Origin of the sequence: Stenotrophomonas bentonitica (genome assembly GCF_013185915.1) — a bacterium.
In the GTDB taxonomy this organism is placed as follows: domain Bacteria; phylum Pseudomonadota; class Gammaproteobacteria; order Xanthomonadales; family Xanthomonadaceae; genus Stenotrophomonas; species Stenotrophomonas bentonitica.
Genome location: NZ_JAAZUH010000001.1, coordinates 1758732 through 1782003 on the forward strand (window position 1 = coordinate 1758732; position 23272 = coordinate 1782003).

The following is a 23272-nucleotide window of genomic DNA, read 5'->3' on the forward strand; positions in this document are numbered from 1 at the left end:
CCAGGAACCTGCAACCGTCGTGACTTCCCCCAACACGCGGACCCTGCGCCTGCTCACGGCCAACATCCAGGCCGGCTCGAGCACCCGCCGCTACAGCGACTATGTGACCCGCAGCTGGTCGCATGCGCTGCCGGCGGGGCGCAAGCGGACCAGCCTGGACGCCATCGCCCAGCTGGCCCGCGGCCATGACATCGTCGGCCTGCAGGAGGCCGACCCCGGCAGCCTGCGCTCGGGTTTCACCAACCAGACCCACTACCTGGCCGAGCGCGCCGGCTTCAATTACTGGAGCCACCAGCCCAACCGTCGCATGGGCGGGGTGGCCTCCAGTGCCAACGGCCTGCTGAGCCGGCTGGAACCGGTGGAAGTCCAGGACCACGCCCTGCCCGGCCGCATCGGCGGACGCGGCGTGCTGCTGGCCAAGTTCGGCGAAGGCGCCGAAGGGCTGGCGGTGGCGGTGGCGCACCTGTCGCTGGGGACCAATTCGCGCATGTCGCAATTGGCCTTTATTGCCGACCTGCTGTCCGACCACCCCAACGCGGTGCTGATGGGCGATTTCAACTGCCTGGCCGAGCGTCCGGAAATGCAGGTGCTGTACCAGAAGACCACCCTGCAGCCCCCGGGCTGCGCGGTGCCGACCTTCCCCAGCTGGCGCCCGGACCGGGCCATCGACCACATCCTGCTCAGCAACGGCCTGCAGCAGCGCAGCGCCGAAGCGGTACCGGCGGCGTTCTCCGACCACCTGGCCCTGGCCATGGCCATCGACGTCCCCAGCCAGGCCCTGCGCTGACCACGTGAACGCCCTGTCCACAGGGCGTATGCGCTAATTCATGGGTCTGCCGGCAACGGCACCGGGGCCCCATCATGAACACCGTGGAGACACCTCCCAGCGAGGTGCGCACGCTGCGGCCGGTCTTCCTGCTCGCCGCCACCCTGGTGGCGGCCTTCGCGATCCTGGTCACCGCGTTTCCGTCCCAGTCCGGCGTCCTGCTGCTGCAGGCGCAGACCTGGGCGTCGCGCAATGTCGGCTGGTATTACCTGCTGGCGATGACCCTGTACCTGGTGTTCGTGGTCGGCGTGGCATTGTCCGGCTACGGCAACGTGAAGCTGGGCGCGGACCACGACGAGCCGGAGTTCAGCTACCTCTCCTGGGCCGGCATGCTGTTCGCCGCCGGCATCAGCATCACCCTGTTCTTCTTCTGCGTGTCCGAACCGCTTACCCACTACCTGCAACCGCCGCAGGGCGGTGTCGGCAGCGGCGAGGCCAGCGCGCGCCAGGCGATGCAGCTGCTGTTCCTGCATTGGGGCCTGCATGGCTGGGGCGTGTTCGCGCTGGCGGCGATGGCGCTGGCCTACTTCGCCTACCGCCACAACCTGCCGCTGGCGCTGCGCTCGGCGCTGTATCCCCTGATCGGCAAACGCATCAACGGCCCGATCGGCTACACCGTGGACGCGCTCGGCATCGTCGCCACCGTGTTCGGGATCGGCGCGGACATGGGCTTTGGCGTGCTGCACCTCAATGCCGGGCTCAACACGCTGCTGCCGGTACCGCATGCGCCGTGGGTGCAGGTCGCGCTGATCGTGCTGATGATGGGCGCGGCGATCACCGTGGCCGTGTCCGGCGTGGAAAAAGGCGTGCGGCTGATGTCGGACATCAACATGCTGCTGGCGATCGCGCTGCTGCTGTTCATGCTTTTCGCCGGTCCCACCCAGTACCTGCTCAGTACCCTGATGCAGAACCTGGGCGACTACCTGGGCAACGTGGTCGGCAAGAGTTTCGACGTGTACGCCTATGGCGGCCGTGCCGACTGGCTGGGCGACTGGACGGTGTTCTACTGGGCATGGTGGATCGGCTGGGCGCCGTTCGTGGGACTGTTCATCGCGCGCATCTCGCGCGGCCGCACCATCCGCGAATTCGTGTTCGGAGTGCTGCTGATACCACTTGGTTTCACCCTGGCGTGGCTGTCGATCTTCGGCAACAGCGCGCTGGACCAGGTGCTGCATCATGGCCAGGAACACCTGGCGCAACTTGCCGTGGACAGCCCGCCGACCGTGCTTTACGCGCTGCTGGAAAGTTACCCGTGGAGCCGCGCGGTCATCGCAGTGGTGGTGTTCGTCAGCTTCATCTTCTTCGTCACCTCTGCCGATTCGGGCACCGTCGTGTTGTCCACGCTCTCCTCGCACGGCGGTGTGCCCGAGGAAGACGGCCCGCGCTGGTTGCGCGTGTTCTGGGGCGTGATGATCGCGCTGGTGACCACCGGGCTGCTGCTGGCCGGCAGCATGGATGCGCTGAAGTCGGCGGTGGTTCTCGCGTCGCTGCCATTCTCGGTGGTGCTGCTGTTGATGCTGTGGGGACTCACCCGCGCACTGGGCGAAGAATCCCAACGCAAAAAGGCGTCGCAGTACTCGCCCGTGCCGTTGATCGGCCAGTCGCGACACCAGCGCGGCTGGCGCCAGCGGATCACCCAGGCCGTGCATTTCCCCGTGCGCGACGAGGTCTACCGCTTCATGGACAGCGAGGTGCGCCCGGCCATGGAAGCGGTGGCCGCGCAGCTGCGCGAACAGGGGCTGGACGTGAGCACCGACTTCGAGCCCGGCCAGATGACGCTGGAAGTCGACCACGGCGAGCAGCAGGTGTTCCGCTACCAGGTGGTGTTGAAGGGCTACCTTACCCCTTCATTCGCTGCGCAGCGCTTCCGCAACCAGCGCTATTACCGCGCCGAGGTCCACCTCTATGAAGGTGGACAGGACTACGAGCTGGTCGGCTACAGCCGCCAGCAGATCATCAACGACATCATCGACCAGTACGAGCGCCACCTGCAGTTCCTGCACCTGACCCGCTGAACCCGCTGGCCGCCCCACGCACAGGAGTCATCGCCATGCCCACCTTCCCAGACCAGCTGCTCTACATCGGCGGCCGCTACGTCCCCTCGCAGGGCAACCGCACCTTCGAGGTGGTCAATCCCGCCAACGGCGAGGTGCTGGCCAACGTGCACAACGCCAACAGCGACGACCTGGATGCGGCGGTCGAAAGCGCGCAGGCCGGGCAGAAGGCATGGGCGGCACTGACCACGGTGGAACGCTCGCGCATCCTGCTGCGCGCGGTGGCGCTGCTGCGCGCACGCAACGACGACCTGGCCGAACTGGAAAGCCTCAACACCGGCAAGCCCCTGAGCGAAACCCTGAGCGTGGACATCGTTACCGGCGCGGACGTGCTGGAGTACTACGCCGGGGTGATGCACGGGCTGGAAGGCAGCCAGGTGCCGCTGCGCGAAGGCAGCTTCTTCTACACGCGGCAGGAACCGCTGGGCGTGGTCGGTGCGATCGGCGCCTGGAACTATCCGATCCAGATCGCGCTGTGGAAGGCCGCACCGGCACTGGCCGCCGGCAACGCGATGATCTTCAAACCCAGCGAAGTGACCCCGCTGACCGCGCTGAAGCTGGCCGAAATCTTCACCGAGGCCGGCCTGCCGGACGGGGTGTTCAACGTGCTGCCCGGTGACGGTGCGGGGGTCGGCTCGGCGCTGACCGAGCATCCGGGCATCGAGAAAATCTCCTTCACCGGCGGCACCGCGACCGGGCGCAAGGTGATGGCCAGCGCGTCCAGCTCCACGCTGAAGGAGGTGACGATGGAGCTGGGCGGCAAGTCGCCCCTCCTCATCTGCGCCGACGCCGACCTTGGGCTCGCCGCCGACATCGCGATGATGGCCAACTTCTACAGTTCGGGCCAGGTCTGCACCAACGGCACCCGCGTATTCGTGCCGCAGGCGCGGCTGGCCGAGATGGAACAGGCACTGTTCGCGCGCGTGGCGCGGATCCGGATCGGCGACCCGATGGCGGTGGACACCACCTTCGGCCCGCTGGTGAGTGCCGCGCACATGCGCAGCGTGCTGGCGCACATCGAGCGCGGCAAGGCCGAGGGTGCGCGCCTGCTCTGCGGTGGCGAACGCCTCACCGACGGCGCACTGGGCAAAGGCTGCTACGTGGCCCCGACCATCTTCAGCGACTGCCGCGACGACATGGCGATCGTGCGCGAGGAGATCTTCGGACCCGTGCTCAGCCTGCTGTCCTACGAGGACGAAGACGAGGCCGTGCGGCGTGCCAATGCCACCGAGTACGGACTGGCGGCGGGCGTGGTGACGCCCCACCTCAGTCGCGCGCACCGCCTGATCCACCAGCTGGAAGCGGGCATCTGCTGGGTGAACTGCTGGGGCGAGTCGCCGGCGACGATGCCGGTGGGCGGTTACAAGCAGTCCGGGGTCGGGCGCGAGAACGGGTTGGCCACGCTGCGCGCGTATACCCGTACCAAGTCCGTGCAGATCGAGATGGACCGCTACGCGTCGGTGTTCTGAACCGGCCTGACCAGGAGATTCCGCGATGAAGCGCGAATACGACTACATCATCATCGGCGCCGGCTCGGCGGGCAACACGCTGGCCGCGCGCCTGACCGAAGACGCCGGGGTCAGCGTGCTGCTGCTGGAGGCCGGCGGCCCGGACTACCGGCTCGACTTCCGCACCCAGATGCCGGCCGCGCTGGCCTACCCGCTGCAGGGCCGGCGCTACAACTGGGCGTATGAAACCGAGCCGGAACCGCACATGGACAACCGGCGCATGGAATGCGGGCGCGGCAAGGGCCTGGGCGGCTCCTCGCTGATCAACGGCATGTGCTACATCCGCGGCAACGCGCTGGACTTCGACCAGTGGGCCGGTTTCGATGGCCTGGAGGACTGGAGCTACCGCGACGTGCTGCCGTACTTCCGCAAGGCGGAAACCCGCGACATCGGTCCCAACGATTACCACGGCGGCACCGGCCCGGTCAGCGTGGCCACGCCGAAGAACGACAACAACGTGCTGTTCCACGCCATGGTCGAGGCCGGCGTGCAGGCGGGCTATCCGCGTACCGATGACCTCAACGGCTACCAGCAGGAAGGTTTCGGCCCGATGGACCGCACCGTGACCCCGAACGGGCGCCGTTCCAGTACCGCGCGCGGTTACCTCGACATGGCCAAAGGGCGGCCGGGGCTGCAGATCGTCACCCACGCCACCACCGACCGTATCCTGTTCGACGGCAAGCGCGCAGTAGGTGTGCGTTACCTGGTCGGCGGCAGCGCCGAACCCACCGACGCGCACGCACGCCGCGAAGTGCTGCTGTGCGCCGGGGCCATCGCCTCGCCGCAGATCCTGCAGCGCTCCGGCGTGGGCGCGCCGGCGCTGTTGGCCGCGCTGGGCGTGCCGCTGGTGCACGACCTGCCGGGCGTGGGCGAAAACCTGCAGGACCACCTGGAGGTGTACATGCAGTACGCCTGCACCAAGCCGGTGTCGCTGTACCCGGCGCTGCAGTGGTGGAACCAGCCGATGATCGGCGCGGAATGGCTGTTCAACGGCACCGGGATCGGCGCCAGCAACCAGTTCGAGGCCGGCGGCTTCATCCGCACCCGCGACGACTTTGCGTGGCCGAACATCCAGTACCACTTCCTGCCGGTGGCGATCAATTACAACGGCACCAACGCGGTGAAGGAGCATGGCTTCCAGGCGCATGTAGGTTCGATGCGCACGCCCAGCCGCGGCCATGTGCATGCGCGCTCGCGCGACCCGCACCAGCATCCGTCGATCCTGTTCAACTACCAGTCCACCGACCAGGACTGGCAGGAGTTCCGCGATGCGATCCGGATCACCCGCGAGATCATCGCGCAGCCCGCATTGGACCCGTATCGCGGGCGCGAGATCAGCCCCGGCGCCGACTGCCGCACCGACGCCGAACTCGACGCGTTCGTGCGGGCGCGGGCGGAGACCGCGTACCACCCTTCCTGTTCGTGCGCGATGGGCACCGACGCGATGAGCGTGGTGGACGGCCAGGGCCGCGTGCACGGCATGCAGGGCCTGCGCGTGGTGGACGCGTCGATCATGCCGCTGATCATCACCGGCAACCTCAACGCCACCACCATCATGATCGCCGAGAAGATCGCCGACCGGATCCGGGGGCGCGAACCGCTGCCGCGCAGCACGGCGGCGTACTACGTGGCGGGTGACGCACCGGTAAGGCGGTAGAACGACGTCATGCAGGCGCGCCCAGGAGGGGTGTCGGCGCCCGCTTTGCGGTCACGGTGCTGCCGATGGAGGCCACCACCGTGCAGCCGATCGCCGCCCACTGCAGCGGGGTCAGGTGCTCGGCCAGCAGGCCCATCGCCAGCAGCGCGGCCACCGCCGGCTCCATGCTGATCAGGATGCCGAAGGTCTCCTTGGGCAGCCGCTTCAACGCGGCCATTTCCAGCCACATCGGAATCGAGCTGGATACGATCGCCACACCCAGCCCGAACAGCAGGATCTTCGGGTCCAGCAACGCCATACCCGCATGCGCCACGCCCACCGGCACCACCACCAGCGCGGCGGCGCACAGGCCCAGCGACACCGTGTGCCCGGCCGGCAGGTGGCCGGCGCGCTTGCCGAAGATGATGTACAGCGCCCAGCACACCGCCGCGCCCAGCGCATACAGCACGCCGACCAGGTCCAGCGGTTCGCCGTGGCCCAGCGGCAACAGCATCAGCAGGCCCGCCGCCGCACAGCCGACCCAGACGAAGTCGATGGGGCGGCGCGAGGACCACATCGCCACCGCCAGCGGCCCGCAGAATTCGATGGCCACCGCGATGCCGAATGGAATCGTGCGCAGCGCCATGTAGAACAGCAGGTTCATCACCCCCAAGGTGACGCCGTAGCGCAGGATCGCCCCGGCATCGGCGCGCGAGGTGACCCGACGCCACGGCCGGAACACCGCCAGCAGCACCAGCGCGGAGAAGCCCACGCGCAACGCGCTGGTGCCCTGCGCGCCGATCAGCGGGAACAGCTGCTTGGCGAACGAGGTGCCCACGGCGAGAGAGGTAACCGAGCCGAGCACGGCCAGGACGGGAAGCAGCGATGAGAGGCGCGAGGTGGACATCGCGAGAGGATACGCTCAAACCCGTAGCGACACGCCATGCGTGTCCTGCGTGCAGCCTGGCACCTCGCGGGACACGCGTGGCGTGTCGCTACGCTTTCACCGCAGCCTCTATCTTTGCTACGTCTATCTTCTTCATGGTCATCATCGCTTCGAAGGCGCGTTTGGCCACCGCGGGGTCGCTGCTGTTGAAGGCTTCGGTCAGTACCCGCGGGGTGATCTGCCAGGACAGGCCCCATTTGTCCTTGCACCAGCCGCAGTCGCTTTCCTGCCCGCCATTGGCGACGATGGCGTTCCACAGGCGGTCGGTTTCGGCCTGGTCGTCAGTGGCGATCTGGAACGAGAAGGCTTCGCTGTGCTTGAACGCAGGGCCGCCGTTCAAGCCGATGCAGGGAATGCCGACCACCGTGAACTCCACGGTCAGCACGTCGCCCTTCTTGCCGGAGGGAAAGTCCGAAGGCGCGCGGTGGACCGCCTTGACGGCGCTGTCCGGAAACGTCGCGGCGTAGAAAGCGGCTGCTTCTTCGGCGGTGCCGTCATACCAGAGGCACAGGGTGTTCTTGGCAATCATCGGGGCATTCCTGGAAACGGGCCGAACCCGGGTGCCGCCACGGTAGGCCCCACCCCGTTAACCCCCGGTGGCGCCGCGTCTGAGACCGGTAGACATTGCGGATGGGACTGATTCGCATTACCATAATCAGATCCCGTTCGCGCCAGGGAGGCGCGGCGGCGATCAGTTGCCACAGCCCGTGCCTCATCGCACCCGCCAATCGCGCACTGCCCCCACCCTCTGCAGCGCGCCGGCATCCGTGGATCCCGCCTGGTGCGCGCCGTCGCCCAGGAAACGCTGATGACCCGAACTTCCGCTGTGCTGTCCCGCCCCCTGCCCCACGGCCGCCTGCCGCAGGCGCTGCTGATCGCGCTGGCCACCCTGGCCGCCGCCCCGGCCTTCGCCGAAGACGCCGCTGCCGACGCCACCACCCTGAACAAGATCGTGGTCAAGGGCGAGCGCGCCGAAGGCTACTCCGTGCGCCGCACCTCGGCCGGTACCCGCTTCGACCTGGCGCCGCGCGAGATTCCGCAGTCGGTCAGCATCATCAGCCACCAGCGCATCGAGGACCAGAACCTCGACGACATCATCGACGTGCTGGCCAACACCACCGGCGTGAGCAGCACCCAGTCCGACACCGAGCGCACCGAGTTCTACTCGCGCGGCTTCTATATCGACAGCTACCAGTACGACAACCTGCCCACGCAGATGGTGCAGAACTGGAGCTACGGCGATTCCGGCCTGGACCTGGCCCTGTACGACCGGGTGGAAGTGGTGCGCGGCGCCACCGGCCTGCTCACCGGCGCGGGCAACCCGTCGGCCTCGGTCAACCTGATCCGCAAGCACGCCGACAGCGCCGAACTCACCGGCAGCGTCTCGGTCAACGTGGGCAGCTGGGGCCGCACCCGCAGCACCGTGGACGTGACCACCCCGCTCAACGCCAGCGGTTCGGTGCGCGCCCGCGTGATCGGCAGCTACCTGGACACCGAATCGCAGATGGACGGCTACGACCAGCACAAGACGCTGGGCTACGCGGTCATCGACGCCGACCTGACCCCGGACACCCAGCTCAGCGTGGGCTACGACTACCAGCAGAAGCGCGCCAACGGCGTGACCTGGGGCGGCTTCCCGATGCTGTTCTCCGACGGCAGCCCGACCCCGTTCGACAAGACCTTCAGCGCCAACCCGCGCTGGACCTACTGGGACACCACCAGCAAGCGCCTGTTCGCCACCCTGGAACACGGCTTCGCCAACGACTGGAAGGTCCGCGTGGGTGCCACCCATGACGAGACCAAGGCCGACGACAAGCTGTTCTACCCCGCCTACAACGACTGGACCACCGGCGCGTCGCTGCTCGACCCGGTCACCGGCGCCGGCGTCACCCCGTCTGCCGGCTTCTACAACACGGAGCGCAAGGTCGACGCGGTGGACGGCTACGTGGAAGGCCCGTTCCAGCTGTTCGGCCGCGAGCACCAGCTGATGGCCGGCCTGAGCTACAACAAGCGCGACTACGCCAACTACGGCGACTACCAGATGGGCTGGGCGCCACTGGACAACTACCTGGCCGGCGTTGCCAACTTCCCGGAACCCAACTGGCTGGATACCCTGCCGCTGCAGAGCGAAGGCACCATCACCCAGAAGGCCGGCTATGCCGCCACCCGCCTGTCGCTGGCCGATCCGCTCAAGCTGATCCTGGGCGCGCGCTACACCGACTGGAAGAGCGAGGGCGAAGGCGCCGACCGTTCGCACAAGGTCAGCACGCCGTACGCCGGCCTGGTCTACGACCTCAATGACACGTGGTCGACCTACGCCGCCTACACCGAGATCTTCCAGCCGCAGACGCTCAAGCAGCAGGACGGCAGCTACCTCGATCCGGTGGACGGCAAGAGCTACGAAGTGGGCGTCAAGGCGGCCTGGTTCGACAACCGCCTGAACGCGTCGCTGGCGGTGTTCCGCATCGAGCAGGACAACGTCGGCCAGGCCACCACCATCCCGGTGCAGGGCAGCCCGAACGAGTTCGCCTACATTGCCGCGCGCGGCACGGTCAGCCGTGGCTTCGAGCTGGAGCTCAACGGCGAACTGGCGGCCGGCTGGAACGCCACCTTCGGTGCCTCGCGCTACGTGGCCAAGGACATCAACGGCGCGGACATCAACACCAACCTGCCGCAGACCACGATCAAGCTGTTCACCAGCTACACCCCGCAGTCGCTCAGCGACCTCACCGTAGGCGGCGGCGTGAACTGGCAGAACGGGATCTACTACCCGGTGCCGGCCTACGGCCGTATCGAGCAGGACGGCTACGCACTGGTCAGCGCGTTCGTGCGCTACCGCCTGGCCCCGCAGTTCAGCGTGCAGGCCAACCTCAACAACCTGCTCGACAAGGAATACTTCTCGCAGATCAACGGGTACGGTGCGTACGGCGACGGCCGCAACGGCTCGATCACCTTCACCTGGTCGTTCTGACGCGTGAACCAACGGTAGTGCCGGGCCCTGCCCGGCAAAACAGGGGCGCCAACGGCGCCCCTGTGCTTTCCAGCCTTAGAACCGCAGATCCGCGCGCACGTACCAGTAACGGCCACGCGGAATGTCGTACGTCGACGCGTCATACCCGTTCAACGAGCACGACAGGCAGATCGGCGGATCCTTGTCGAACGCATTGTTCAAGCCGGCGCTGAGCTGCAGGCCCTTCATCCAGTCGAACTTGTAGCCCACCTGGAAATCATTGTAGGTGGTGGCCGCCAGCTCGTTGGTACCGGCCATCTGGTCGCTGCACACCGGGAACGCAGCCGCATCGCCGCACTCTTCGGTGAGCTTGGAAATGTGCCGCACCGTCCACGATGCATTCCAGTTGCCCAGGTTCCAGCTCAGCGAGGCGTTGCTGGTCCATTCCGGAATCGAGCTGTCGGTGACTTCCACGCCCGGTTCCTGCGGCTGCCGCTGGCCCGCAGCACCCACGGCCTCGTAACGGCCCACGAAGGTGTTCTGCCAGCCCAGCTTGAACTGGCCGATGTCGCTCTGCGGCAGGGTCCAGAACAGGTCCACGTCCCAGCCGTCGGTCTTGATCGACCCCAGGTTGGTCAGGCGGTTGTTGAAGCCGCTGACCGCACCGGTGGAGGCGCGGGTGATGCCGCCGCAGTACAGCGGGTCCAGCGTGTCCACGCACAGGTCAAGCTGGGTCTGCGCGTTGATTGCCTGGATCGCGCCTTCGATGTTGTGGCGGTAGAAGGTCACCTCCACGTCGAAGCGTTCCGACCACGACGCGTTGTTGCCGAACCACGGGCTCCACACGAAGCCTGCACTGAAGCTGCGCGAGGTTTCCGGATCGAGCTGGTCGTTGCCGCCGGTGGTGACCGAGATCTGCGAGTTGGCCTGCTGGAACCCGACCGGCACACCCAGCGCCGCACAGTTGGCCGCACTGCCGCGCGGCGGCGTGCCGCCCAGGCCGACCGAGCACGGGTCGAACAGCTGCAGGTCTGCACGCGCGGCCGAACCATACAGCTCACCGATGGACGGTGCGCGGAAGCCTTCGGCATAGCTGGTACGCAGCACGAAGTCGTTGGTCACCTGCCAGCGCAGGCCGTACTTCGGCGTGAACTCGCCACCGAAGGTGGAGTAGTCCGAATAGCGCCCGGCCAGGCTCAGGTCGAGTTTTTCGCCCAGCGCGTTGTTGGCGAAGATCGGGACCGCCAGCTCCAGGTACATTTCATTGACGTCGTACGAACCGGACGTCGGCAGCGACGGTACGCCGTTGTAATGCCCGCGCACGGTGATCGGATCTGGCTGGTATTCGCCCTCGTACTTGCGGTACTCGTAACCGGCCGCGAACGAGACCGGGCCGGCCGGCAGGGTGAACAGGTCGCTGCTCAGGTTGGCGGTGAACAGGCTCAGTTCGTTCTGGCTGCGGTCGCGCACCACCGGCTGGATCCAGTCCAGCATCTGGCGGGTGATGGTGCCGGGGCCACCGAAGATGTTCAGCGGCACGCAGCCAGGCGTGGCCGCGCACACCGCCGGATCACCCAGCGCGATGTTCGCGTTGTAGATGTTGTAGCTGCCGAAGTTGGTCTGTTCGGCCTTGTTCTTGCTGTACATGCCGTTGACGTCCCACGACCAGCTGCGGTCGGCGGCCTGGAACAGGCCGGTCAACCCGGTGGCGAAGTACGTGGTGTTCACCTCCTGCTCGAAGATGCGCGGCCCGCCTTCCACCGGGCGACGCCCGATCATGCTCAGGTTGCTGCCCGAATCCAGGTCGAAGCCGAACGGGTTGTACGGGTTGAGCGCGGAGATGACGATGTTGTCGGCCAGCGGATTGCCGGTGGCGCCGTCAGGACCGAAGAACAGCGGTTCCGGACCGGCCTGGTTGGTCGACTCGCGCCGGTTGGCCAGCGCCTTGATGTACCACTGCACGTTGTCGGTGATGTCGAAGCGGAACTGGCCGAAGATGCCCTTGCGCTCGGACGGGGTGAGCAGCAGGTTGTACTCGGCGAAGTTGAAGCGGTCCGCGGTAGTGAAGCAGTGGTAATCGTCGGTGCGGTCGCAACCGCCCACGCCGTTGAAGGTCGGATTGGTCGCGCCGTTGTTCGGGGTGATGTTGTAGGCGATGCCGGTGTTCGGGTCGGTGAACATGAAGCGCCCGGTCGGCGTGGCCGAGCTGCCGAACGACAGGCCGGTGCCGGGGATCGGGTAGCGCGACTGTTCGCGGCTGCTGGCCTTCACGTCGTCCTGCTTGGTCCAGCTCGCGCCAAGGAACAGGGTGTAACGGTCGCCGCTGGTGCCCCAGGCCAGGTCCACGCCCTTCTGGGTACCGTCGCCCTTGGTGTACTCGCCATAGTTCAGGGTGACCTGGCCACCGTCGAACTCACGGCGGGTGATGATGTTGACCACGCCGGCGATGGCGTCCGAGCCGTACAGCGAGGACGCGCCGTCTTCGAGAACTTCGATCCGCTCGACGATGGCCAGCGGAATCGTGTTGAGGTCGGTCGCCGCGCCCACGCCCGAGGCGGAGGATTCGTTGACCCAGCGGATGCCGTCGACCAGCACCAGCACGCGCTTGGCACCGAGATGGCGCAGGTCGACCTGGGCCGAACCGGCGCCGACGCCGCTGCCGTCAGGCGGGAAACCGAAGTTGCCGGACGAGTTGAACTTGGCGTTGAGCGCCGAACCGGAGCCGGTCAGCTGCTGCAGGACTTCGCCGATGGAGTTGAGACCGGTGCGTTCGATCTCGCTGCGGGTCAGGGTCTGGATCGGCACCTGGCCTTCGACCTCGGCGCGCTTGATGCGGGTACCGGTGACCTCCACCCGGTCCAGGTCGGTGGTGGTGCGGGGAGCGTCCTGCGCGGTGGCAAGGGCGGGGACGGACAGCAGGCACAGCGCTACGGCAGCCGCCAAGGGGCGGTAATGCAGGTTGTTCATTCGCTCTCTCCAAAGGAATGGCTAGCTGGGACCGCCACGCATCCCCCTTGAAACGCGGCAGCGTCTCCTTTGTAAACATTCTGTAAAGGTGAAGGTGTGATGAAATCTTCACTTTCGCAGGGAGCTTACGAGAGCGTCATTGAGAGGCGCATCTGGACAGACAAACGGTCTAGTGACTGCCAGCACGCTCCAGACGCAAAGAGAGCTTTGCGTATGGTGGGAGACAGCGACGCGGCATCATCTACAGACGTCGCTGGTCAGCTCACGTCCGTGGAAGGTGTTCCACTGGAACTGCCTGCCCTTCGCGTCGGCCAGGAACAGAAGTTCCTTCGCAACGAACGCCTGAGGCGGCCCGGCTCGCCAGTCGTCCCGACACCAGGCATGCAGTGCCGCGTCGGCGGGAATTGATGCCCCGAACCCCAGCGTTCTGACTGCCCTGTCCCTCGCTTCCGTGTCGATGCGCAGCATGTCTTTGGCCAGCCGCGCGTACTGCGGGTCGGTCGTCAGATAGGAGATATGAAACAGATCAGTCCCTGCGCCGCGCGTCACTTGGATGCTCGTCGCATCATCGGGGACAGCCAGTTGCGCAACGATAAAGGCGTCACCCGTCCCACCCAACTCTGCCAGATTCTCGTAATAGCGAACTTCATTTCTGCTGCATGCGGAGGTAGAAATCAGGAGAACAAGTGCAAGAAACGCCTGGAAAGTCATTACCCAACTCTGCTTTCTATCTGATCTTTCCAGAGCGTCGCATCCGTACTCGTCGAAGCGAACGGACGATTCACTTCTTGGCAACCCAGTAGAACGCCACTCTAGTTGAACGGTCAACGGCGACGCCCGCAGCTAAGAGCGAGCCTGCGTGATCCATTTCACGACATTCGAAGAGTGTCCACCTCGACCGAGATGCGGTATCGGCGCCGTCAGTTAACTCCCTCGGCCACCATTCCGCCGCCCTGGCGCTCCTTCGAGACTCCGGAAAGTTCACCGACGCACCCTCGATGCAATGCCCGATGAACTCTTTGAATCCACGCTCATCATATGAAAACCTGATCCAAATTTCTCCTGAATCTATGTTGTGAGCCTCTTCGATGTTCGTGGCAGACACCGGTATACGCGCTGGAAGCCAACCGTTCTGCAGAGCCCGCATCTCACTTGCAGCTGAGTAGTCACTATAACGTCCATGAACAACGTCTTCGGATCCAGTCACCGCTGAGCAGCCCGAGATCAAAGAACACACCACAACAAGGCTTAGAGGACATTTCTTCATGGGTACGTAAAACCCCTTGGCATCAGCGAGGCACACGATGAAGCACATGATTGATTGCGAAGCCCCGCCGCTATGCCTTGTCCGTTAGCCTGGTTATCGGCTGCGCATTCCAGCGCCGGTTCGCCCTTCACGTGCTGCTGATACAGCTCACGTGCGATACCTGCCGACATTGCGAACGACGCATCAAGTGCCCCGTTCGAGGAGACTTCACACATGGCCAGGCAGTGATAGAACTTATCCGCACCTACGAAGTTTCTTTCAACCATATCATTTGCCCTTGCGCGCAGAGTATCCAATGCGTTCGCGAGCTCCGTGAGGACAGGAGGTTGAGATCCTTTCTCCCATTTGACAGGAGTGCCGCCATTGTTGAAAGACCCTACTGCCTCCAAGCCGAATCTATCAGATAGCGATGTGGGCGAAGCCTTTACATAGAGATAAGTATTCACCCCCCCTTTCAAACCTATCGGGTCGCTCTGCAGGAAACGCCCAACAGCGGGGTCATAGTCACGCTGGTAGTTATAGTGCAGTTGACTCACGTCTGCAGCCTGCTGTCCGGGAAATCGAAGTTCGAGCTTATAAACAGCGCCGTCTCCGTCTGGGTCAATATTGGGCGCTTGGTTGCCAAAGACTTCGCTTTCGCTGCTCCACTCCCATATCGCGACATCGCGTACTGGATCAATGGCGACCCGCGCGGTGCCCAAGTGGTCCGTTTGGATGTAGCTCAAATTTTGCGCCCCCTGTCCGGCGGTTTCGATCAACGCAATCGGATGGCTGCCAAGCCAGACTGCTTGCTGCAGCGCCTGGCCTTCTTCGTTGTAATTGCCCAGCCACTGTCCGACCTCGTCGTACAGCGTCACACGCGTGTCGTCTCCGCTTGCAGTGCGCAACAGGCGCTCGCCAAGATGGTTGTACTTGTATGTTTCCGCCACCACACCGGCGCGCTTGAGTTGGCTGCTTCGATTCGCATCGTTGTATATCAGCTCCCCGCTTTCCAGGCTGACAGTGTTCCCGGCGGAGTCGTAGCTGCGCGGGGCGGCGTCGATGGCAACCAGTCGGTGACTGTCTACCGGATAGGTGTAGGCCATCGTGCCGGACGAAGTGGTCAGCGAGGTCCGGTTCCCGGTGGCGTCGTACGTGTAGGCTTCAATCGGGGTGCTTGTGGCACCATCTTGTGTTTGGGTAAGTCGGCCCAAAGTGTCGTATTCATACTTCGCCAAGCCTGTGCTGCCAATGCCGTCCTTCAACTCGGTGATATTGCCTACTACGTCATAGCCAAAGCTCAGGGTTAGTCCGCCTTGAGATGGGTCATGGACAGCCTGCGGACGGTAGTCAGCATCCACCGGACGCTGAAGCCGCCGTCCGTTGCCGTAGGTCCAGCCCGTGGCCGGCCCGAAGGGCGCGTAGGTAACGTCGGTGACGACGACCTGCCGAGCCTGCCCCGGAAGAGTCAGGCCAATCTGTGTGATGCGGCCGAGAATGTCGCGTACATGGTCAACGACGCTGCCATCGGGGTAGGTCAGCTCCGCCAAACGGCCGGCAGCGGTGTACGCATAGCGCAGGGTTTGGCTGACACCGTTCACTGTCTGGACCTTGCGCGTGACCTGGCCAAAGCGGTCATGGCAGTACGCGGTGCTACCGGCGGCGTGCTGTACGTGGCCCAGCCTGCCGGTAGCGAATCCCTCGCTGGCCTCGCATGCGGCGGGCGCGGCGTCGTAGGTGTAGCCGACGTCCAGATTCGGGTCCGGATAGGCGATGCCGGTCAGGCGGTTGAGCGCGTCGTAGTGGTAGGTGGCGGTAATGCCCCGGGCATCGGTGCGAGTCGTGCGGTTACCCGCCGCGTCTACGGTGAAGCCTGTAGTACCGCTGTCCGGGCTTACCTGCCGCGTCAGATCTCCGAAGCCGTTGTAGGCGTATGTGGTGTGCAGCCCTTTCGGATCGATTACCTGCGTGACCTGATCCAGCGCGTTGTAGCTGGATCGTATCTCGGCCTCGATACCGCCTACGTCCTGTAACGTACGCGCCAACCTGTCCAGGGGGTCGTGTTGCTGGGTCGTCACCCGCTGCAGCGCATCGGTCACGCTGGCCGGATTTCCTTCGGGATCGTAGGCGAACAGAGTGGCGCGGTTGTTGGCGTCCTTGAGCGCTGTCAGCTCACCCAGGGAATTGTAGATGCGGGACAGCGTTCGGCGTAGCGTGCCAGCGGCATCCACGGTGTCTTCCTTGAGGCGGTTACCGGCGTCGTCCAAGGTGTAGTGGAGGGTGTTGCCAGCGTTGTCGGCAATATCGGTGAGGCGTTGCGCCGCGTCATAGACATAGGTGACCGTGCTGCCATCCGGCTCGATGACTTCCTGCACCTGGCCGGTCGGCCAGTAGCTGATCTGGGTGGTGCGATTGGCGGAAGGGGTGTCTCCGCGTACCGTGACCGAGGCAGGCCAGCCGCGCGGATGGTATGTGAAGTCAGTGATGACGCCGTTGCTGTCCACTACCGAGAGCGGAAGCCCGAGGGAGGTGTAGGACAGTGTTCTTGCGCTGTGCCCCATGGCATTTGTCACGCTCAGCAGGTCACCTTTGCGAAAGTTGCAAGTGCCGGCACTGCCGGGCGCGCAGCCGGCGTCGTCGGCCGCGTAGTAGGCGTAGGTGACTACGTCATCGACTTCGGTGCGCGGCCCGTCTACCTGCTTGAGGAGGCCCAGCACCGGGCAGGTTCCTGCAGCAGCCACATCGGCCGCCTCGCAGTAGCTCAGGGTGGTGGTGAGAACCTCATTGGAAGCGATGTCCCGTACTGCAATCGTTGCCGGCTGCAGGCGAGCGTTGCGGGTTGCACGCGTTTCGCGATTGCCAATCCGGCTCAGCATCACCCGGTTGCTGGTCACGTCCGTGTGGGTCTCGATGATGCGCTGCTCCGGCAGACCGACAGCCTCGGTCGTGGTCCGGACGTTGACCGGCTGTCCTCCTATGGGGTCTGTGCCAGCACCATAAGCGTACTTGGTCTGAACGCCCCGACGGTCGGTAGCAGTGTCCAGCCTTCGGCGAAAATCCTGGGAAGTTGGGTAATACGAGCGGCTGGTGGCGCCTTGGCTATCGGTGAGCCCGGTGACCTTGCGCGGATATCCTCCGGCGGCGGTCGCAGTGAGGCCATAGGTGGTGACGTGACCAAGGGCATCGGTAACGACGGTGGCACCTGCGGCGGTGTAGGCCAGGCGGGTGCCATCTATTCCCACATCCGCTTGGCTGCAGTCGCTGGAATGGCGGCTGCAGGTCACGCGACCCTTGGCATCGTAGGCGTACCATCCGAAGCGGCGGTTGTCCTCGGCCGTAACACCGGTGAGGTACAGGGGAAACCGCGTGTCTTCGTAGTGATAGACACGCGTGGCGCCATCGGCATGGGTAGCAGTAGCCACCTGTGCATTCAAACTGTAGGTGTAGGACGTCACCACCTGCCCGGCCACCGAGAGTGCGCTGATTAGGTCGGCGCCTTGTGGAGCGTCGTAGTGCAGGACCAGCGCGCGGCCATTTGTATGGGTGATGGAACCCAGTCGGCCCAGAAGGTCGTACGCATAGCTCAGGGTCGTACCGTCTTCGCGGGCGCGTGACTTCAGACGGCCGTCCTCGCTGAATGTCAGCACCTCGTCGGCGCGGTCAAGCTGCCACTCGCTGCCCTGCCGGACAATGCGGTCTCCGCTGCCGTCGACGGCCTCGTATGCAGCGCCTGCCGCCTGGAATGCGCCGTGCGAGCCATCGGCCTGGATCAGACCCACCATGAGTTGCGTGTCTGGCGGGAAGGTGGTGGGGTCGGTGCCGATGGCCAGGCGCAGGTTGTGCGAGTGCGTCCAGCCTTGGCCAAATGCGCCACCTGCCGTGGAAGTCATGGACTGGAAGTAACGGATGAATTGGATCCAGCCATAGTCGAGATCCGGCTCAGGCTGCGACTTGTTGCCGGTGGTTGGTTCGCACGGGTTTCCCACCGGGCACTGGTTGGTCAGTGGCGAACTGGAGTAGGTGCGCAGCTGTGCGCTGCTTTGCTCCTGGATGGGGTCCATGCCGCATGCGTCCAGGTCCGGACGCCAAGCCATGATGTTGGTGTTCGGACACTTTACCGTGCGAGTGCGCTGTACATACTGCGTGGCCGAGGTTGGAGCGCATGTGCCGGCAGTCGCGTCGTGGGACTGCACCACCACTGCATGGTTGGTGTCTTCGCCAGTGTTGCTGCCGTCAGGTCCAGCGCCTGCACCGCCGCCGGGGATGCCGGTCCAGGTCCCCGGCGTTACCTGCGTTGCTGGACACTGCGGAGACGACACGTACGCGGCCTTGATCGCAGCGACCAGGGCGTCTTCGGTCGGATACTGCTGGAAGTTGAAGGTGTAGGACCAGTCGGTGCGTTGCAGCGCCTCCGGTTGGATCTGGTAGTCGTATAGGACCTTGTCCGCGGCGACTATCTGCCTGGCGACGTGCCACTTGAAGGGACCGCCAGACTGGTAGGAGGCGTAGATGTTCTCAATCGCATCCTGGACTTCGCTCTCGGTGTTCCTGGGCTGGCCGAAAGCGGCCATCGTCTCCCATTTCTTTTCCACTTCCTGCGCATGCGCGAATGAGGTGGATGCAAGTGCAGCAAGAGCGACGAGAGCGCGTTGATGCGCGCGGATCGAGGTAAAGCTGGACATCCCTGTACTCCTTCCTGGAGGCGGACTGCGCGTTTGACTGGAAACATCATTCGGGCGTCACCGCGTACACCGAGACTGCAGGCGGTGCGTGACAGGGAGGTTTATGCGCGGTGCAACAGTTCGGCGCAAGGCGAAAAGTGTGTGCCGGTGCACTAAATGGAATTTTGAGGAATTACCTTACTGGGGCGTTGGGCATTTCCCTTGGGATCGCAAGGGCTCCGCTTACACCGCGATGGGGTTGGTAGAGCCACGCCCTGCGTGGCTGTCCCGGTCGGCGTCTCCGCTCGGCATTTCAGCCACGCAGGGCGTGGCTCTACCAATCCGGAATGGCCAAAGATGTTCCCGGCCATCCCGGTCCATCACGGCCGCACGAACGCGATCTTTTCCATGTGCGCGTTGTTGGCGGCTGCCAGCACCTTGGCCATCACGTCGTATTCGGCGTTCGGGTCGGTGGCGATGCGCAGCTCCGGCAGGTTGCCGGTGTTGGCCTGGGCGAGGTCCTGCATGCGCTGCTGCAGGGAAGACACCGCTACCATCTGGCCGTTCCAGCTGACCTGGTTGCTGGCGTCCACGCGCAGTTCGATCGGCGGTGGCGGTGCGGTCGGCGGCACGATCGTGGTCGGTTGCGGCAGGTTGATCGGGATGGGCATCGAGACCATCGGGGCAGTCACGATGAAGATGATCAGCAACACCAGCATTACATCGACCAGCGGAGTGACGTTGATCTCGGCCAGGGGGCCGGACTTGCCTGCTGCGGTGAAGGCCATGGGGTGCTCCTTGTCGGGTGACATTGCGAGGGCCGGCCAACGGCCGGCGCTACCGGTTCCCTGCGTGTGGTGCGACTCCGACAGTACGCCCGTTGGACGCGCCCATTCAGGGCGGCGACGGGTGCCGTTCATCATGGAGTTGGCTTACCCTCACCGACGTTCACTGACGCCCGCTATGCTTTCGGCATGAACCGATTCCCCCTGCATATCCTCAGCGCCGTCCCCCTGCTCGCCTGTCTTGGGCTGAGCGCTGCGGCCGGTGCCCAGAACCTGGACGCGCAGCGCGCGCAGATGAAGGCGGCCATCGACAATGCCGAACGCGGCCAGTTCGATCCGGCCCAGGCCGCAGCGCTGGTCAAGCACCCGCTGTACCCGTGGCTGGAGTACGCCAACCTGCGCCGCAACATCGACACGGTGACCACCGCGCAGGCCCAGGACTTCCTGAAGCGCTACAACGGCCAAGCCGTGGCCAGCAGTTTCCGCAGCGTGTGGCTGCCGGCGGTGGCCCGCCGCGAAGACTGGCCGACCCTGCTCGCCAACTGGGCGCCGACCGACAACGTCGGCCTGCGCTGCGCGCAGCTCAACGCGCGCCAGGCCACCGGCAAGGCCGACGCCCAGTGGGTGAGCGACGCCCAGGCGATCTGGCGCAGCACCGGCAAGTCGCTGCCCGACGCCTGCGACCCGGTATTCGCGGTGCTGGATGCGAAGGGTGGACTGAGTGCGGACCTGCGCTGGGCGCGCATTGACGCCGCCGCCGACGCCCAGCAGCCGGCGGTGATGCGCAGCGCCGCGCGCGGCCTGCCCGCCGCCGACCTGGCGCTGGCAAACACCTACGCGGCGTTCGTCGACACGCCCAACGCCAGCGCCCTGAACTGGCCTCGCAACGAGCGCAGCCGGCGCATCGCCACCGACGGCCTGGCCAAGCTGGCGAAGGCCGACCCGGATGCCACCGAGCGGCAGCTGCCGCAGTATGCCGACGCGCTGCAGCTCAGCGCCGCCCAGCAGGCCGAGGTGAAATATCAGATCGCGCTGTGGACGGTGGCCTCGTACGGGCCGGATTCGGCGCGCCGGCTCAATGCCGTGCCCGATTCGGCCTATGACGAACGCCTGCACGAGTGGCGCGCGCGCGAGGCGATGTCGCGGGGCGACTGGCCGGCCACGCTGGCCGCGATCCGCAAGATGGGCCCGAAGCAGCGCAGCGACTCGCGCTGGCGCTACTTCGAGGCGCGCATGCTGGACAAGACCGGCAAGCGCAACGAGGCGCTGCCGCTGTTCCGCGAAGCTGCGCGCTCGGCCACCTTCCACGGCTTCCTGGCCGCCGACCAGCTGGGCCAGAACACGTACACGCTGTGCCCCCTGGAGCCGAACGACAGCGCGCAGGCGCAGGCCGCGGTTGCCCGCGACCCGGCGATCGTGCGCGCGATGGAGCTGTTCAAGATCGAACGCTCCGGCTGGGCCGTGGCCGAATGGAACGACGCGCTGACCCGCTTCGACACCACCCAGCGCCGCATCGCGGTGGAAGTTGCGCGCGACAATGGATGGTTCGACCGCGCGGTGTTCTCGCTGGGCAAGACCCCGGACGAGCAGCGCCTGTACAGCCTGCGCTTCCCGCTGCACCACGACGATGCGATCCGCCGCGAATCGGCGCGCAACGCGATCGACCCGGCCTGGGTGGCGGCGGAGATCCGCGCCGAGAGCATCTTCAATCCGAAGGCGCGTTCGCCGGCCAACGCGATGGGCCTGATGCAGGTTCTGCCGGCGACCGGGGCCAGCGTCGCCAAGAACATCGGGCTGTCCGGCTACGGCGGCGCCGCCAGCCTGTATGACCCCGACACCAACATCGCGCTGGGCACCGCCTACCTGCGCCAGCTGATGAACAAATACGACGGCCTGCCCTACGTGACCATCGCCGCGTACAACGCCGGCCCGACCCCGACCGCACGCTGGCAGGCGCAGCGCCCGGGCTTCGACCCGGATATCTGGATCGAGACCATCAGCTACAAGGAAACCCGGGAGTACGTGGCGCGCATCCTGGCCTTCAGCGTGATCTACGACTGGCGCTTGAACGGCGACGCGCTGCCGGTGACCGACCGCATGAACGGGCGGTTGCAGGCCAAGCGCAAGGCACTCACCTGCCCGGCCGACGCCGACAAAACCAGCGAATGACCGGCATGGCATGATTGCGGCCATGAAGATCTATCTCGTTGGCGGCGCGGTGCGCGACCGCCTGCTGCAGCGCTCGCCCGGCGACCGCGACTGGGTGGTGGTCGGTGCCACCCAGGCGGAAATGGAAGCGCAGGGCTACAAGGCGGTCGGCAAGGACTTCCCGGTGTTCCTGCACCCCGACAGCGGTGAGGAATACGCGCTGGCGCGCACCGAGCGCAAGTCCGGACGCGGCTATCGCGGCTTCGTGGTGGACGCCGACCCGTCGGTGACGCTGGAAGAAGACCTGCAGCGTCGCGATTTCACCATCAACGCGATTGCCTGCGACGAGGCCACCGGCACCCTGGTCGACCCCTACGGCGGCGTGCGCGACATTGAACAGCGCGTGCTGCGCCATGTCGGGCCGGCCTTCGTCGAAGATCCGCTGCGCGTGCTGCGTGCGGCACGCTTCATGGCGCGCTTCGCCCCGCTGGGCTTTACCGTGGCGCCGGAAACGCTGCAGCTGATGCGGCAGATCGCCGAAAGCGGCGAACTCGATGCGCTGGTGCCCGAACGTGTGTGGCAGGAACTGCGCCGCGTACTCGGCTCGGCGCAGCCGTCGGCGTTCCTGCGCACCCTGCACGACGCCGGTGCGCTCGGCGCGGTGCTGCCGGAACTGGAGGCACTGTATGGCGTGCCGCAGCGGGCCGAGTACCACCCGGAAGTGGACACCGGCGTGCACCAGGAAATGGTCAGCGACAAGGCCGCGCAGCTGGCCCCGGGCGATGATCAGGTGGGCTTCGCCGCGCTCACCCACGACCTCGGCAAGGCGCTGACGCCGCAGGCGGAGTGGCCGCGCCACGTGATGCACGAACAACGCGGCCTGGCCCCGCTGCGGGCGCTGTGCGAGCGGTTGAAAGTTCCGCTGGATCATCGCCAGCTCGCTGAAGCGGTGTGCCGCGACCATCTCAACGTGCACCGCATCGACGAACTGCGCGATGCCACCGTGCTGGAGCTGCTGGGCCGCTTCGACGGCTTCCGCCGCCCGGAGCGCATCGCGCGCATCGCGGTGTGCTGCGAAGCCGACGCCCGTGGCCGGCTCGGGTTCGAGGACCGTCCCTACCCGCAGGGCGAGACGTTGAAGCGCCTGCACCAGGCCGCGCTGTCAGTGCAGGCGCGCGACCTGGACGTGACCCATCTGAAGGGCCCCGCCATCGGCGAAGCCCTGGCCCGGGCACGGGTCAAGGCGATCGCTGCAGCGCGCTGAGCACCCGATTCCATCGGTGCAGGGTCTCAACGTTTGCGTGGCACCGGTAGGGTTGGTTCCCGAACAACCGCCCTCAGCGTTTCCACATCCGGTAACGCATGACCTGCGCCGAAGGAAGCGCGTGCCTGCACCGGAGGTCATGCCCCACCGAACGCGGCCAGTTTCCCGGCGGTCGATTGGGATGCGACCCTACCAAGGCAGCTCCCAGATATTCATTGATTTCCAGATCCCGCGGCTACGGACGCACCACGAACAAGCCACCTGCACCGGATGAACGGACC

At 65.6% G+C, this 23272-nt stretch carries 14 protein-coding genes; 7 read left to right on the forward strand and 7 right to left on the reverse strand.

The window, feature by feature from the left end:
- Positions 1 to 49 precede the first annotated feature (49 nt).
- From HGB51_RS07770 to betA, 4 genes are all read left to right on the forward strand, one after another.
- Positions 50 to 787: an endonuclease/exonuclease/phosphatase family protein gene (locus tag HGB51_RS07770; protein ID WP_171966824.1), complete on the forward strand. Its 738-nt coding sequence runs from the start codon at positions 50 to 52 to the stop codon at positions 785 to 787.
- Positions 788 to 861: 74 nt separating this feature from the next.
- On the forward strand, positions 862 to 2841 hold the full coding sequence (betT, locus tag HGB51_RS07775; RefSeq protein WP_070208438.1) for a choline BCCT transporter BetT: 1980 nt from the start codon (positions 862 to 864) through the stop codon (positions 2839 to 2841).
- Between the two features lie 35 nt (positions 2842 to 2876).
- Positions 2877 to 4349, forward strand: coding sequence for a betaine-aldehyde dehydrogenase (betB, locus tag HGB51_RS07780; protein WP_070208437.1), 1473 nt, complete (start codon positions 2877 to 2879; stop codon positions 4347 to 4349).
- 25 nt (positions 4350 to 4374) lie between these two features.
- Positions 4375 to 6045 carry a choline dehydrogenase gene (gene betA / locus HGB51_RS07785; protein WP_070208436.1) on the forward strand — a complete coding sequence of 557 codons (1671 nt, stop codon included), beginning with the start codon at positions 4375 to 4377 and terminating at the stop codon, positions 6043 to 6045.
- A 7-nt stretch (positions 6046 to 6052) separates the two neighbouring features.
- Here the strand turns inward: betA and HGB51_RS07790 are convergent, their stop codons facing one another.
- Both HGB51_RS07790 and HGB51_RS07795 read right to left on the reverse strand, forming a co-directional pair.
- Positions 6053 to 6931, reverse strand: coding sequence for an EamA family transporter (locus tag HGB51_RS07790; protein WP_070208435.1), 879 nt, complete (start codon positions 6929 to 6931; stop codon positions 6053 to 6055).
- Between the two features lie 88 nt (positions 6932 to 7019).
- On the reverse strand, positions 7020 to 7499 hold the full coding sequence (locus tag HGB51_RS07795) for a VOC family protein (RefSeq protein ID WP_070208434.1): 480 nt from the start codon (positions 7497 to 7499) through the stop codon (positions 7020 to 7022).
- 279 nt (positions 7500 to 7778) lie between these two features.
- Here HGB51_RS07795 and fhuE point away from each other — a divergent pair, with 279 nt between their 5' ends.
- Positions 7779 to 9941, forward strand: a complete 2163-nt coding sequence (gene fhuE / locus HGB51_RS07800; RefSeq protein WP_070208449.1) for a ferric-rhodotorulic acid/ferric-coprogen receptor FhuE — start codon at positions 7779 to 7781, stop codon at positions 9939 to 9941.
- Between the two features lie 75 nt (positions 9942 to 10016).
- Here the strand turns inward: fhuE and HGB51_RS07805 are convergent, their stop codons facing one another.
- The 5 genes from HGB51_RS07805 to HGB51_RS07820 all read right to left on the reverse strand — a co-directional run bounded on the left by HGB51_RS07805 (position 10017) and on the right by HGB51_RS07820 (position 19582).
- Positions 10017 to 12887, reverse strand: coding sequence for a TonB-dependent receptor (locus HGB51_RS07805; RefSeq protein WP_070208433.1), 2871 nt, complete (start codon positions 12885 to 12887; stop codon positions 10017 to 10019).
- A gap of 237 nt (positions 12888 to 13124) precedes the next feature.
- Positions 13125 to 13598 (reverse strand): hypothetical protein, encoded by a 474-nt coding sequence (locus HGB51_RS07810; RefSeq protein ID WP_070208432.1) that lies wholly within the window; start codon positions 13596 to 13598, stop codon positions 13125 to 13127.
- Between the two features lie 70 nt (positions 13599 to 13668).
- Positions 13669 to 14202, reverse strand: coding sequence for a YbbD-related protein (locus HGB51_RS20555; RefSeq protein WP_484600364.1), 534 nt, complete (start codon positions 14200 to 14202; stop codon positions 13669 to 13671).
- Positions 14151 to 18815: an RHS repeat-associated core domain-containing protein gene (locus HGB51_RS07815; protein ID WP_171966775.1), complete on the reverse strand. Its 4665-nt coding sequence runs from the start codon at positions 18813 to 18815 to the stop codon at positions 14151 to 14153. Before HGB51_RS07815 ends, HGB51_RS20555 begins: the two co-directional genes overlap by 52 nt.
- 359 nt (positions 18816 to 19174) lie before the next feature.
- Positions 19175 to 19582: an ExbD/TolR family protein gene (locus HGB51_RS07820; RefSeq protein WP_070209539.1), complete on the reverse strand. Its 408-nt coding sequence runs from the start codon at positions 19580 to 19582 to the stop codon at positions 19175 to 19177.
- Positions 19583 to 19768: 186 nt separating this feature from the next.
- Between HGB51_RS07820 and HGB51_RS07825 the strand changes: the two genes are divergently transcribed.
- Together HGB51_RS07825 and HGB51_RS07830 are read left to right on the forward strand one after the other, a co-directional pair.
- Complete coding sequence (locus HGB51_RS07825) at positions 19769 to 21748, forward strand: transglycosylase SLT domain-containing protein (RefSeq protein ID WP_084739118.1); 1980 nt, start codon at positions 19769 to 19771, stop codon at positions 21746 to 21748.
- 22 nt (positions 21749 to 21770) lie between these two features.
- Positions 21771 to 22991, forward strand: coding sequence for a multifunctional CCA addition/repair protein (locus HGB51_RS07830; RefSeq protein ID WP_070209542.1), 1221 nt, complete (start codon positions 21771 to 21773; stop codon positions 22989 to 22991).
- Positions 22992 to 23272 lie beyond the last annotated feature (281 nt).